The 13,016-nt window shown below is 36.5% G+C and carries 17 protein-coding genes and 3 tRNA genes; 17 read left to right on the plus strand and 3 right to left on the minus strand.

What is annotated here, in order from left to right:
* The first annotated feature begins 38 nt into the window (after window positions 1-38).
* The 9 genes from D1868_RS01990 to D1868_RS02035 all read left to right on the plus strand — a co-directional run bounded on the left by D1868_RS01990 (window position 39) and on the right by D1868_RS02035 (window position 6,141).
* Window positions 39-533 carry a multiprotein bridging factor aMBF1 gene (locus D1868_RS01990; protein WP_156005111.1) on the plus strand — a complete coding sequence of 165 codons (495 nt, stop codon included), beginning with the start codon at window positions 39-41 and terminating at the stop codon, window positions 531-533.
* The gene (locus D1868_RS01995) at window positions 530-1,597 is read left to right on the plus strand and encodes a GTPase (RefSeq protein WP_156005112.1); all 1,068 of its coding nucleotides are present in this window, start codon (window positions 530-532) and stop codon (window positions 1,595-1,597) included. Before D1868_RS01990 ends, D1868_RS01995 begins: the two co-directional genes overlap by 4 nt.
* A gap of 56 nt (window positions 1,598-1,653) precedes the next feature.
* Window positions 1,654-2,136, plus strand: a complete 483-nt coding sequence (locus tag D1868_RS02000) for a tRNA methyltransferase (RefSeq protein WP_338055770.1) — start codon at window positions 1,654-1,656, stop codon at window positions 2,134-2,136.
* A 16-nt stretch (window positions 2,137-2,152) separates the two neighbouring features.
* Complete coding sequence (locus D1868_RS02005) at window positions 2,153-2,668, plus strand: Rrf2 family transcriptional regulator (RefSeq protein ID WP_156007919.1); 516 nt, start codon at window positions 2,153-2,155, stop codon at window positions 2,666-2,668.
* Window positions 2,646-3,632, plus strand: coding sequence for a DNA cytosine methyltransferase (locus D1868_RS02010; protein WP_156005113.1), 987 nt, complete (start codon window positions 2,646-2,648; stop codon window positions 3,630-3,632). The genes D1868_RS02005 and D1868_RS02010 overlap by 23 nt, the downstream gene beginning before the upstream one ends.
* On the plus strand, window positions 3,604-4,068 hold the full coding sequence (locus D1868_RS02015) for a RecB-family nuclease (RefSeq protein ID WP_156005114.1): 465 nt from the start codon (window positions 3,604-3,606) through the stop codon (window positions 4,066-4,068). The genes D1868_RS02010 and D1868_RS02015 overlap by 29 nt, the downstream gene beginning before the upstream one ends.
* Window positions 4,069-4,080: 12 nt before the next feature.
* Window positions 4,081-4,169, plus strand: a tRNA-Val gene (locus tag D1868_RS02020).
* A 202-nt stretch (window positions 4,170-4,371) separates the two neighbouring features.
* A complete protein-coding gene (locus D1868_RS11315; RefSeq protein WP_156005115.1) occupies window positions 4,372-4,533 on the plus strand; it encodes a hypothetical protein in 162 nt (53 codons plus the stop codon).
* Window positions 4,534-5,130: 597 nt separating this feature from the next.
* A complete protein-coding gene (locus D1868_RS02035; protein ID WP_156005116.1) occupies window positions 5,131-6,141 on the plus strand; it encodes a potassium channel family protein in 1,011 nt (336 codons plus the stop codon).
* A gap of 10 nt (window positions 6,142-6,151) precedes the next feature.
* Here D1868_RS02035 and ahcY read toward each other — a convergent pair whose 3' ends face one another.
* A complete protein-coding gene (gene ahcY / locus D1868_RS02040; RefSeq protein WP_156005117.1) occupies window positions 6,152-7,396 on the minus strand; it encodes an adenosylhomocysteinase in 1,245 nt (414 codons plus the stop codon).
* A gap of 439 nt (window positions 7,397-7,835) precedes the next feature.
* Between ahcY and D1868_RS02045 the strand changes: the two genes are divergently transcribed.
* Window positions 7,836-7,922: transfer RNA gene (locus D1868_RS02045), tRNA-Ile, on the plus strand.
* 161 nt (window positions 7,923-8,083) lie between these two features.
* Here the strand turns inward: D1868_RS02045 and D1868_RS02050 are convergent.
* Together D1868_RS02050 and D1868_RS02055 are read right to left on the minus strand one after the other, a co-directional pair.
* Window positions 8,084-8,181: transfer RNA gene (locus D1868_RS02050), tRNA-Leu, on the minus strand.
* A gap of 627 nt (window positions 8,182-8,808) precedes the next feature.
* Window positions 8,809-8,952 (minus strand): transposase, encoded by a 144-nt coding sequence (locus tag D1868_RS02055; RefSeq protein ID WP_156005118.1) that lies wholly within the window; start codon window positions 8,950-8,952, stop codon window positions 8,809-8,811.
* Window positions 8,953-9,133: 181 nt separating this feature from the next.
* On the opposite strand from D1868_RS02055, the gene D1868_RS02060 reads away from it, so the two are divergent.
* From D1868_RS02060 to D1868_RS02090, 7 genes are read left to right on the plus strand one after another with little or no spacing between them, the layout of a single operon-like run.
* A complete protein-coding gene (locus tag D1868_RS02060; RefSeq protein ID WP_156005119.1) occupies window positions 9,134-9,442 on the plus strand; it encodes a 50S ribosomal protein L21e in 309 nt (102 codons plus the stop codon).
* Between the two features lie 6 nt (window positions 9,443-9,448).
* Entirely contained in the window at window positions 9,449-9,793 is a 345-nt protein-coding gene (locus D1868_RS02065) for a DNA-directed RNA polymerase subunit F (protein ID WP_156005120.1), read from the plus strand.
* 33 nt (window positions 9,794-9,826) lie between these two features.
* The gene (locus D1868_RS02070; RefSeq protein WP_156005121.1) at window positions 9,827-10,468 is read left to right on the plus strand and encodes a DUF655 domain-containing protein; all 642 of its coding nucleotides are present in this window, start codon (window positions 9,827-9,829) and stop codon (window positions 10,466-10,468) included.
* Complete coding sequence (locus tag D1868_RS02075) at window positions 10,458-11,117, plus strand: 16S ribosomal RNA methyltransferase A (protein WP_156005122.1); 660 nt, start codon at window positions 10,458-10,460, stop codon at window positions 11,115-11,117. Before D1868_RS02070 ends, D1868_RS02075 begins: the two co-directional genes overlap by 11 nt.
* Window positions 11,069-11,686, plus strand: coding sequence for a HemK2/MTQ2 family protein methyltransferase (locus D1868_RS02080; RefSeq protein ID WP_156005123.1), 618 nt, complete (start codon window positions 11,069-11,071; stop codon window positions 11,684-11,686). Before D1868_RS02075 ends, D1868_RS02080 begins: the two co-directional genes overlap by 49 nt.
* The gene (gene trmJ / locus D1868_RS02085; RefSeq protein WP_156005124.1) at window positions 11,658-12,386 is read left to right on the plus strand and encodes a tRNA (cytidine-2'-O-)-methyltransferase TrmJ; all 729 of its coding nucleotides are present in this window, start codon (window positions 11,658-11,660) and stop codon (window positions 12,384-12,386) included. Before D1868_RS02080 ends, trmJ begins: the two co-directional genes overlap by 29 nt.
* Before the next feature lie 36 nt (window positions 12,387-12,422).
* Window positions 12,423-13,013, plus strand: a complete 591-nt coding sequence (locus tag D1868_RS02090) for a 30S ribosomal protein S3ae (RefSeq protein WP_156005125.1) — start codon at window positions 12,423-12,425, stop codon at window positions 13,011-13,013.
* The last annotated feature ends 3 nt before the right edge of the window (window positions 13,014-13,016 follow it).

Consider the following 13,016-nt stretch of genomic DNA (forward strand, 5'->3'; position numbering starts at 1 on the left):
CTAAAAATGTTTAAGAGTGGATATTGAGTATAGATCCTATGCAAAGTCAAGCATTAAAATACTGTGAGCTATGCGGATCACCTATTAAAGGTAACGGGATTACAGTGTCTTTTGAAGGGAGTATAATTACAGTATGCCCTGCATGTTATGCAAAAATAAAGAAAAGTGCAAAAATTACAGATTTACCTAAACAGACACAGCCTAAGAAAAGTATAAAACCAGCAGTACCAAAGATAAGTAGTGAAGTGGAGCTAGAAGTAGTAGATGATTATTATAAGTTAATTAAAGAGGCAAGGGAAAAGTTAAAGCTAACACAACAACAACTTGCACAACAGCTCAAAGTTTCGGAAAATATAATAAAAAGGTTCGAAAGCGGAAAATTAAAGCCCACGATTCAACAAGCAAAACAATTAGAAAAGATCTTAGGAATTAAGTTGCTAATACCAGTTGAGGAGGGAGGAGAAGAAGAGGAAGAAGGAGACTTCACTCTAACCTTGGGCGATGTGGCACATATTAGAGAGGGTAAAAGTTGAAGGCGATATTATTCGTTAATGAAGAATTTGAAGATGAGGCGGTAGCTCTAGCAGAATCTGCTTTATATGAGATAGCAAAAGTTTATCCTTTGCCAAGGAAACCTAATCCAGTTTTTTATTTACAGAAAGATAAACTTGAACAAATAAAGAACGATAATAGCATAGAAGCTATAATAATTTTTGATTTAGTAAAATCGAGGCAATTCATAGGGCTGTATAGGGAAATTCCTTACAAAAAAGTTCTTGATAAAGTATTATTATTATTAGAGATTTTCGCTTTACATGCAGGTTCGAAAGAAGCAAAGCTTCAGATAGAGCTAGCAAAATTACGTTATGAGTTACCTATAATCAAAGATATGTATAAAAAGACAAAGATAACGGAGCAACAAGGACCACTAGGAGCTGGGGTTTACGGTGTAGAGGCAGCGATTAGATTATACCTTAGGAGAATAGTTAAAATAAGGCAAGAATTAGAGCAGTTACGTAAGGTTAAAGAAGAGCAGATTAAAAAGAACGATTTCAAAAAGATAGCCATAGTAGGATATACTAATGCCGGTAAAACAACACTTTTTAACGCTTTAACTGGCTTAAGACAAAAAGTTGACTCCTCTATGTTCACCACAACATCTCCTAAGCGTTACTCAATCCCTATAAAACTTGACGGTAAAAAGGAGAAAGTGTTGCTAATAGATACTGTAGGGTTTATAAGGGGAATTCCTCCACAAATAGTAGAGGCTTTCTTCGTCACTTTATCTGAAGCAAAATATGCTGATATTCTCGTCTTAGTGTTAGACGCATCAATCAATGATAGTATGCTAATAGAAATGCTTACCAGTTCAATTGAAGTATTACGTGAACTAGGAATATCAGGCAAACCTATGCTTATAGTCCTTAATAAGGTAGATCTAGTCCAGAAAGAAGACGTAGAGAATAAGATAGCTATAGTAAAGAAAATAAGTGAGAATCTTTACTCCCCGATAGAAGATATAATTCCAGTATCAGCTTTGAAAGGTATTAATCTTAACTATTTAAAGGAGAAATTAACCCACATGGTATGGGCGTAGAACTTAAAGATATTTACGTATTAAGACTTGGACACAGACCTTTCAGAGATAAGAGAATAACAACTCATGTAATTTTAGTTGCTAGAGCATTTGGCGCTAAAGGAGTTTTCGTTGAGGGAGAAGATTCTCAATTAGCTAAGACTATATATAGTGTCTTGGAAGAATGGGGAGGAAAATCTTACTTTAAGTTAGAGTTTGTATCTAATCCTAAAACTTTGGTCAAAAACTGGAAAGAAAAAGGAGGTAAGGTAGTTCATTTAACAATGTATGGACTAAATCTTACTGAAAAAGTATCAGAGCTCGCTCAGATTAACGTTCCCTTATTAGTAATAGTAGGCTCAGAAAAAGTAGAAGGATGGTACTATTATAACGCTGATTATAATATAGCAGTAAGCAACCAACCTCATTCAGAAGTGTCTGCATTGGCTATCTTTTTAGACAGAATATATAAGGGTGAGGAACTAAATATATCATTTAGTGATGCTAGACTTCTTATTATTCCAAAAGAAAGAGGAAAGGAGGTGGTAAGACGTGAGTGATAAGACTGATACTTTAATCTTACAATTAGCGAAGGAATTGGTCGGTGAAGATGCAGCTGATTTATTAAAGTACTTACTAAAGAAAAGAACGGAAATAACTGATGAGGAACTGGCTAAAGAACTTAACGTTAAACCTAATGAGGTAAGGAAAAAACTCTATTTACTCTCTGAGCAGGGTTTTGTTACTAGCAGGAAAACAAAGGACAAGGACTCCAGCTTATATATTTATTATTGGAAGGTAAATCTAGATCAGATAAACGATGTTCTTTTGAATAGGAAGAGGATGATACTTGATAAGCTAAAGATTAGGTATGAACAAGAAAAAGACTCGTTATTCTACTTCTGCCCCCAAGATAACATAAAGTATACTATGGACGAGGCCTTAGAGAATGAGTTTAAGTGTCCTAAATGCGGAAGCGTTCTTCAGTATTATGAATCAGAAAAAGCTAGGCAGTTTTTAGGACAAAAAATTAAACAGTTAGAAGATGAAATAGAAAGAGAGACAAAACGTGGGAAAACTAACGGTAGTTGATCTATTCTCAGGTGCGGGAGGTTTTTCTTTAGGTTTCAGGAAAGCTGGATTTGAAATCAAAGTAGCTATAGATATAAATCATTCGGCAGCAAGGACATATTCAGCTAACTTTCCTAACACAATAGTCATTGAAGATGATATACGTAGCATATCTGGTGACGATATAATACATTTAGTTGGAGGAGAGGTTGATATAGTTATAGGTAGTCCCCCTTGTGAACCTTACACTGGAGCAAATCCGCTAAGAATGAAAGAGCCTCTTGATAGACTTTACTTAGACGAAAAAGGAGAACTAACTCTTGAGTACATAAGACTAGTAGGAGAGCTTTCACCTAAAATATTTGTAATGGAGAACGTTCCATCAATTACTAATACAGAAAGCCTGAAGGATGCAATTAGATTGGAATTTAGGAGAGTTGGTTATGAGAAAATATTCTTTAACTATCTAAAAGCTGAGGATTATGGAAATCCATCAAGAAGAATAAGGGTATTTATTTCTAACATACCTTTGGATCCTCCTAAGTCAAGTAGATACGTTATGGTATGGGATGCAATCAAAGATCTATCCGATCCTAAAACCTATAATGAAGTCCCAAATCATGAAGTTCAGGAGGTTAATGAGAGAAAGCTTAAGGAAATCGCAAAGACGGAAATTGATGATTATCTAACAATGTTCAGAGGGAGTTCTGGTAGGAATATCCCATTATACATAAGGCTTAACCCTAATAAGCTAGCTCCTACTGTAATGGGTAATTCCAGATTTATACACCCATACGAGAACAGGTTTTTAACAGTCAGAGAGCAAGCAAGATTAATGAGCTATCCTGATTTTCACGTGTTTCTTGGAAGTAGGGATGATCAGTTTAATCAAGTAGGTGAAGCAGTGCCAGTAGCCTTATCTACTGCGATCGCACGACAAATAATGAGTGAATACTATGCCCGAGATATTCGTAGTGTTGCATAATGTAAGTAGTGTTCAGAAGTTATTAGATTTCGCAAAACTAGCGTTTAATTTAGAAATTAAGTATGTTATAGTGACTAAAATAGGTGGGGTAGCCGCTCAAGCAGGAGTAGCAGATGCAAGTAAATTAGCTTATAAATTAAACAAATCATTTATAGTACTACCAGACTTAAAGGATGCTATAGAGCTTTTCTCGCCAGATACAATAATCTTAATTTCTCAACAAGCAGATAAGGTCTTTTCTCCATCAATAATTTCTAACAAAAAGAGAGTTATGTTAATCTTTTCAGGCATAGAATCTGGATTTAGTAAGATAGAGCAAAGTTTGGGAGAGGTTTATAAGTTACCTATCTTTAAGGGTGAAGTTCCACCAGTTGCTTCATTAGCCGTAATTTCATATATGTTAAGTGGAGAAGAATTTAAAAAAGATCAAAGCTAAAAAAGATGTAGTGGGCCCGTCGTCTAGCCTGGTTAGGACGCCGCCCTTACAAGCTCTGCTAGGAGAGGCGGAGGTCCTGGGTTCAAGTCCCAGCGGGCCCACTTTTATTTTAAAATAATTTTTAGGTGAAGTATGTAAGAAAGTATCATGCTACTTTTTTGTTAATAAATTTAAATTCACGCCAATTGCTTTTCTAAACTCGAGAGTTCCTACTTACCATTTTAGGTCCTCGATTAGTTCCTCGACAGTTTTAAATATTTTATATGATTAAAAATATGGTTTTGAGAAATATCAGAGCCAATTATGAAAAACGAGGAAATAACCGATATCAAAGAAATAAGGAAGAAAATAGGAGAAACAACTGGTAAATTAATTTTTTATATAGTACTCTATGTGGTAATAGAAGCGATAATCAACATCCTAGTTTTTCCCCATTTTAGAGAAAATGATTACCTCATTACCTAGTATATCTTATATCAGTTCGTCTAGCAGTTCTACCAACGCCTCTGCAAGTACACAATCAGTAGCCGGCTACGAACATTACATAAATGTTCTATTATCGCTATTATTTGGATACTTTATAGTTCAAGCGTTTGTTAATGTTTTATACTGGAATTTGAGATTAAAATATGACCATTCGACAGCTGCTTCAATGAGAAGTGTTTTAGACTAATAGGAATTGGAGCATTAGTAGCTGCAATAGCCGGTGGAATAGCTGGGGGGCCGCAGGTGTAGCATTAGGTGGTTTTATAAAAATTGTAATAGGTTTTGCATCACAACAAATTCTAGGCCAGGCAGTGGCTAGCATGTTCATCCTTCTAGCTAGGCCATTTAGAATTTTAAGGATCATATTAATATTCTCAGTGAAGAAAGAATAATTGAAGAAGTTAGTACATTATTATTCACATATTTAAGCAAGTCAGAGGAACAATAGTGCTGGTACCAAATAACTCTATAATAGGAAATAAGATCTATCTACTACATAAATCGGGACAGCAAGAAAAGAAGAGTTAGTTACTTTCTGAGTTCCATTTTAATACTCAGTAATACTTAACGTAATTTGTGGATAGAATAAAATTTTGGAATAGGTTCGTCTTACGTTTTTTAGAGATTTTCGCTGCACCATACTCAGTTCTTAGAAAAATATACCCTCAATTAGCAATTCTATCAATAGTAGTTTACGTAATAGCACTAGTATTCGTCTATTATCAACATCTCGACTGGATTTCAGCAATTTACGCTGCTGTAAACGTCATAACTACTGTAGGTCTTTACGCTCCAGACATCAACACCATGCCTAGTAATGAGAAATTGTTCTTAACCGTTCTTATCTTGTTCACGGTAGGTCTTTTTGCATCTATGATTCAATCTTTAATTGGAACCCTTGTAAATAAAAATATATGGATAGATGCCAGAGCGAGATGGAGAGGACAACACATGCTAAACCACATAGTCTTGATAGGAAATGCTGAAAGCATAGTTTCAGCTGCCAGAAAGTTACAGCAGTTAGGAAGGGATTACGTAGTTTTAACTTCGTCTAAGATTCTTTATGAAGAACTAAAAGGGGATAATGTAATCCTGGGAGATCCAAAAGACGAGAGTAATCTAATATCAGCAGGAGTTAAGAAGGCATCAGCCGCGATAATTGCAATGGACGACGATTCCGAAACACTTCTAGTAACATTAAGAGTTCAAAAACTAAATCCTCCTTTAAAAGTAGTTACCATGGTTAAGGACATTTCAATGGTAGATATTATGAAAACAGCTGGTGCAGATGTAGTTATACCCTATGAGGATATAATGGGAAGAATGCTAGCATTTGCCTCACTTTCTGACTCCTTTGCAGGTATTATCTACTCAAGCAGAGAAAGAGAGTACTCAATAGGAGTGTTCGACGTTAAGAAGGGAATAAAGTTAAAAGATCTTCCTCCCAGGGTAATTCCGATCGCAATTCTTAGAGACGGACATTTAGATCCCTATTTCGATAAAGAAACTGAAGTGAAGCCGGGGGAATCCTTGTTCGTTTTAGGAGATCCTTCAGCGTTTAAAGAGGTTGAAAAGCTTCTGAGTTAAAAAGATTGTTTTAAGTTCCGTATCTCCACTGTTTCATATATTCTATCTGCTCCTTGGTCATAGGCTCTAGCTCTATTCCCATTCCTCTTAGTTTTAGCATAGCTACAGTTTCGTCAATCTCTTGAGGAACATTATACACTTTCGGCTCTAACTTGTCTTTATTCTCGATGAGGTACTTTACTGACAAGGCTTGATTAGAGAAGCTTAAATCCATAACTTCGCTCGGATGTCCTTCAGCCGCCGCAAGGTTCACTAATCTACCGTCAGCTAATAAGTATATTCTTTTACCGTTATCTAGCGTGTACTCCTCAAGGTAAGGTCTTATAGTCCTTACTTGCTTTGCTATTTCTCTCAACCCTTTCACATTTATCTCCACGTTAAAATGACCTGAGTTAGCTAATATCGCTCCGTCTTTCATTTTCAGAAAGTGCTCTTTATTTATAACGTTAATATTTCCAGTTGCTGTTACGAATATCTCTCCGATTTCCGCAGCCTTACTCATAGGCATGACGTCAAAACCATCCATTACCGCTTCTAAAGCCCTTAAAGGCGATACCTCAACTACAATAACCCTAGCTCCCATACCTCTAAGCCTTTGAGCTATACCTCTACCTACCCATCCGTAACCTGCCACCACGGCAACCTTACCAGCTATCAAGATATTGGTAGCCCTCAAAATTCCATCGATAGTACTCTGCCCAGTCCCTATTCTGTTGTCGAATAAATACTTTGTAAATGCATTATTTACTGCTATCACGGGGTATTTCAACACTTTCTCCTCTTCCATAACCTTTAGTCTGATAACCCCCGTCGTTGTCTCCTCAGTTCCTCCTATTAGTTTCCCTGAGTAGTTCTCGTGTATGTAAGCATGTAGGTCGCCGCCATCGTCCATAACTATTTGAGGCTCATACTTCATTATCTCTTTGATGTTGTTGTAATAATCATTCTCGTTCTCGCCTTTCCATGCGAAGACGCGTATACCTTCTTCAACTAAGGCTGCGGCAACATCATCTTGTGTTGATAAAGGATTACTCCCAGCTAAAGCAACCTCAGCTCCTCCTGCTTTTAACGTCTTAACTAGTGCTGCTGTTTCCTTAGTCACATGAAGGACTGCACTTATTCTGATCCCCTTAAGAGGTTTTTCCGCTTCAAACTGTTTTCTGATCTCCATTAAAGCTGGCATGTGAAGTTCTGCCCATTCTATTTGCTTTTTACCTTGCTCTGCGAGTGAGAGGTCTTTAACCTTATAGTCCATATTTTAACCTCCTTTGCTTAATCTTCACATGGAAATTTAAGTATACCTACGGTGAATTTTCCAAAGAAAGGATTTAATGATAATAACGTGTCTTTCAAACTCTAGTATTTCATCAATTTTCATAGATATACTCTAGGTGCTCTTTCTATGACCCTATTATCATGTTGGACATGGAAAAATTAATTAGATAGGGAAGCTTTTTCCAAGGTTTGATTTAATCATAGTGTATCCGGTCTACTAATAGTAGGAATGATAAAGCTATACTTGATTTTATAAAGTTGTTGAACTTAAGTTCCTTTTCCCTTTATGGATTAACTCAGTTAACTAATTCTGATAGCGTGTAATATCGAGGGAGAGATGGGGATTACTCTGTTAGGTTTAGTTGGTAAAAGCGACCATAACATTTTTAAAACATTCCTTATCTACTAATATTGTATTTGGGCCCGTAGCTTAGCCCGGTAGAGCGCCCGGCTCATAACGTCTTTGAGAGACCGGGTGGTCCGGGGTTCAAGTCCCCGCGGGCCCACTGGTTTTCCTTAGTTCGTTTAATAAACAGGTTGATTTTCATAGGTGACTACACTTTTTTATATGTGCTCAAAATAAAAGGAGTATAAAGAACTTTCTAAAGGGTATATTATTTCTAACTAGAATGTGATTTAAAGATGAAGAATAACAATACAAAAAGCATGCGGGGGGTGGGACTTGAACCCACGCAGGCCTACGCCAGCGGATCACTTCCGCGGAGTCTTAAGTCCGCCCCCTTTGACCAGCTCGGGCACCCCCGCGCAAATATTTCATATTATGTCTGACTTTATATTTCTTTCCCATGCTATTTAAGGATCTATTTTACTCGTTCATACCTTATCTCCTCCCCGCCCTAAAAGGGCTAGAGCGGGGAGGTTTGGGACTACATCTTCCCGCCTAAGCAGGGATTTAGCCCGTCTTCAGCCCATTACCCCTATCCCCTTTGCGGAGACTCGGGGTTATCGAGATTCCCCTCGAGAGTATGTTATACGCTCCTACCAAGTCAGCGTTGAATGCCTTGCTCAGCCTAGCACATTTGAATAGCCCCTCAAAATCCTCTTCCCACAGCCTTTACCGTGCAGTGGACATGTTGAAGAGGTATATGACTCTGACATGAATCGTAGTTTGACTCCCTCCTCAGCAACCTCCTTGAGCCTCCTCTTGACGTACCCATACATCCGTATCCTTACAGTGTACTCACTATCTTTTTCATGGACAATATCATGTGGAAGCCCAACTACGGGAGCTCTTGTAGTAGTAGTCTTGCTGTCTTACCCTTGATATGTGCAGGGGCGAGGCGAGGAGGACAAATGGCAAACAAGTGAACATATCAGGCGTAACCTCCAGTGATTTAACTGAGCAACTCTACTCTTGTTCAGCTATTTTGACTATAACTCCTCTAGCTTCTTAGCTACTGAACCTACTAAGACATTCCCTCGATATCTAGGAACCCACACGAAGTGGTACCCACAGTGGTACTTTACATACCTTATGTTATAGTAACTATCTGTGGCCCTCTCAAACCTTGCCACCGTAGTCTAGAGAATTCACAACTTATAAGTTTTTTACCCTTCCTCCCCGCTTTAAAAAGTGAGGACCTCGGACATACATAAATGGTGAACTTATATAAATTAATGAACAGTATAGGGATTGTAATAAAAAGCAAAAATCTTAATTTATACCCCGTTTGTAGTTTTTAGGGGTAAATATAGTATGGTTGCTCACTCTAAAGGTTATAGGACTAGAACTAGAAAGTTACTAACAAAAAGTGTCAGGGAGCGTGGTGCTGTACCACCTTTGAGTTCTTTAATGTACGAGTATAAGGAGGGAGAATACGTAACAATAAAAATCAATCCCTCTATACATAAGGGGATGCCCCACAGAAGATATCATGGTAGAGTAGGTATAATAATGGGAAAAAGAGGAAAAGCCTACGAGGTTAAAGTAACCCTTGGTGATAAGGAGAAGGTAATTATCGTCAGACCTGAACATTTAGAACCTTTTAATGGCGTTAAAAGGTGAAAATTTTTGTCCTATTCCATTCGAGTTATAGAAGAACATTATATTCCTTATTCTGTAGCTAAAAAATACCTACAAGATTTAATAAGTAATGGTAATTCATCGAATCTACTTCAGAGGACGTTCGATTACTTAAATTCTATCTCAAAGTGTGATAGTAAGGGAGCAGAACAAATGATGGAGGAGTTAAAGGAAATAGTTAAAAAAGAAGAACTTAGGGCTATGATTGCTAGCCTATGCCCTCAGTCTATAGACGAGGTTAGAATTATTTTGGCAACTGATACTTCCACAACTTATACTACAGAACAAGTCCAAAAGATTATTGAAATAGTCAAGAACCATATGGAGAGTTGAGGTTTTTACTTTTAAAATTATATAATACAGTGTATGCAAAGGAAAAGACCAATTAAAGAGCGGATGGAGAAAGCAGTATACGTGCTAGACTATCTAAGGGAAGGTAATCCTCTTGATAAACACACTATGCATAAAAACAGACCAGTACTTCAATTAGTAGGAGAAGATTATTTCATGCTTATGGAAGCTTCTCCTCTTAATTCTCATCAAGACTTTCAGTTGGAGCAGAGAATAGAGTTGATAGATAACTCTTACCTGAAGATAGACTTTCACATCACATACGAGGATCTTACGTCTGTGGCTAAGGATGAATTACTGAAAGTATTGAGAGTAATAGTAGAAAATAAAGCTCAATTGTTTACGGAGTTTTTCAATAAAGCTGAACCTTTAACGTTAAAACTACACGCACTAGAGCTATTACCTAATATTGGGAAAAAGACGCTGAAAACAATTCTAGAAGAACGAAAGAAAGAACCCTTTAAGGATTTACGAGATATTGAACAAAGAGTCGGAATAAAGGACGTTATTGGAATAATAGTGGAAAGGATAATAAAGGAAATACAAGGGGGTGAAAAATATTATCTCTTTGTATATCCATTGGAAGAGAAGAAAAAACCCACAGAACACTTCGTGTATTTGGGCTATTTGGAAAGATTGAGTAAAGATGCCCAGTAAGGGTCAAAATTTTTTAATAGATTTAGCATTCATAAAGAAAGTAATTTCTTACGTTGATTTTTCTAAGAGACCTATTATTGAAGTAGGAGGAGGAAAAGGCGCTTTAACTACGTTACTAAGACCAGACTTAACTATTGAGATTGATAGTTCATTAGCTAACTATTTGAAGGATTATAACCTCGTAATAGCCGACGCTCTAGCTCCGCCCTTTTTTAGAGGGCAAGTGGTTTCATCACTTCCCTATTATATAACTTATAATTTTATGAGAGAAATGATAAAAAATTCTAGTATATCAAGACTAGTTCTAGTATTACAGAAAGATTTCATAGACAAAATTTTAAACAGGGCTGTATATATATCATTTACACTACACTATCATTTTAAAATACAGTCTAAAGATATAATTCCTCCTAGAGCTTTTTCACCTAGACCTAGAGTTTATTCTCAGATAGTAATCTTCGAGAGGGTTAGAAGTTATAATCAGTATGTGGACGATGTTCTGCAGTGTGTTAGTTCATATAAGAATAAAAAACTGAATTCAGTAGCTAAATTGTGCGGAATAAACGTCACTTCAGATAGGAGGGTAAGGGACTTTAAACCATGGCAAGTAATAGAGTTATTGAATTTTCTAGGTATAGAATATGTATAAATGAACACGTTTATGAACCAGCGGAAGATACAAAAATACTCCTAGATCTTTTGAAGATCAATCAAGGAGACAAAGTATTAGACATGGGATCTGGGAGCGGTATTCTAGGTTACTATGCAATAAGAAAAGGGGCTAAGGTTACGTTTATTGATATAAATCCTTATGCAACTGAGGCAACATTATGCACCCTTAAACTGAATAACGTAAATCCTGAGAAATTTGATATAATTAACTGTGATCTCCTCTCTTGTTTACGTAATGACGTAATTTATGACGTAGCTATTTTTAATCCACCTTACCTTCCTTTCGAAGAATACAATTCTTGGATAGGGTATAGTTGGTCTGGAGGTAAGAATGGGATTGAAGTCATAATGAGATTTTTTAATAATATTAGGGCTAAAAGAATATATATAGTAGTCTCCTCTTTATCAGATTTCGACAAGTTATTTATAGAAGTTAAACGTATGAATTATAAAATAACAGATAAGAGGGAAATAACAATAGGTTATGAGACGATTATGGGATTGGAGTTGGTAGCTGATGATACGACTCATAGTCGTGGAACCTGAAGGAGCATATAACGTAGGTTTTATAGCTAGGCTCGTAAAGAATTTTAGTGTAGATGAATTCTATTTAGTTAATCCTAAATGTAATATGCAGGAAGCAATTAATTTCTCTGCACAAGGCAGGGAGATATTAGAAAAGAAAGCCGTTATAGTTTCCAATTACGATGACACCATCAAAGACCTTGATATAAAGATAGCTACCTCGAGCATAGCGGATAATGAAGGAGATTTATTGAGAAAGTCAATCAAACCATGGGATCTGGATAGATTTATTGAAAATAATAAGAAAATAGGGTTAATATTTGGTAGAGAAAGTGTAGGATTAACAAGAGAGGAGATCATGAAGGCAGACTTCCTGCTACACATACCTGGAAATCCTGAATATCCGGTCTTAAATTTATCCCATGCAGTTGGTATAATTTTATACGAAGTTTTTAAGTTGAGAAACGTTAAAAATACAGAAAAAAATGAGGATGAAAGAATTTCGAGTGAGTCCATTAAACTCCTAGACTATTACTCTAAAAAAATAGTGGATATACTAAAACGTAGTGAAGGGGACGAGAATATGTATATTGCTCTTAAGAGAGTTCTTCTAAAAGGTGTAAGTGATGAGGTTGAAGCAAGAACTGTCATAAGGCTTTTACGAAAGATATACGTAAAAGTTAACATTGCTGAGGGAAAGAGTGAAGATGAAATGGAGTGAAAATTTTTATAAAGGTTGTTGGATTAAAAGTTAGTCATGTCATCAAAAGCTAGCTCGGCGATTAAGGACAAGTGGAAGCTTAAGAAGTGGTTTACGATCCTAGCACCTAAAGTATTTGGGGAAGTACCCTTAGGTAGTACTCCGGCCTTCGATGTATCACAGACGATTAACAGAAAAGTTGAGGCAACGCTTTATGATTTAACCGGAGATTTTAGCATGGTTTATGTGCACTTGTATTTCAGGATAGTAGGGAATGAAGGAGAAAGAGTAATAACGAGATTCGCAGGTCATGAGTTATCCAGGGACTATATTAGGTCATTAATTAGAAGAAAAAGTTCGAAAATAAACGCAATAATAGATGTAACAACTCAAGATGGGTATGTAGTTAGGGTTAAGGGATTAGCTCTTACTACATACAGGGCTCATAGGTCACAGAAAACAGCTATTAGGAAGATAATGGCTGACATTGTTACAAAGAAGGCTGCAGAATCTACATTTGATCAATTTGTACAAGATGTTGTATTTGGCAAATTAGCTAATGATATATTTCAAGAGTCTAAGAAGATATATCCTCTTAGAAAAGTTGAGGTTGAGAAAACTAAAGTAATTAAAGTCCCTGCATCATAACAT

It is taken from the genome of Stygiolobus azoricus (genome assembly GCF_009729035.1).
GTDB lineage: Archaea > Thermoproteota > Thermoprotei_A > Sulfolobales > Sulfolobaceae > Stygiolobus > Stygiolobus azoricus.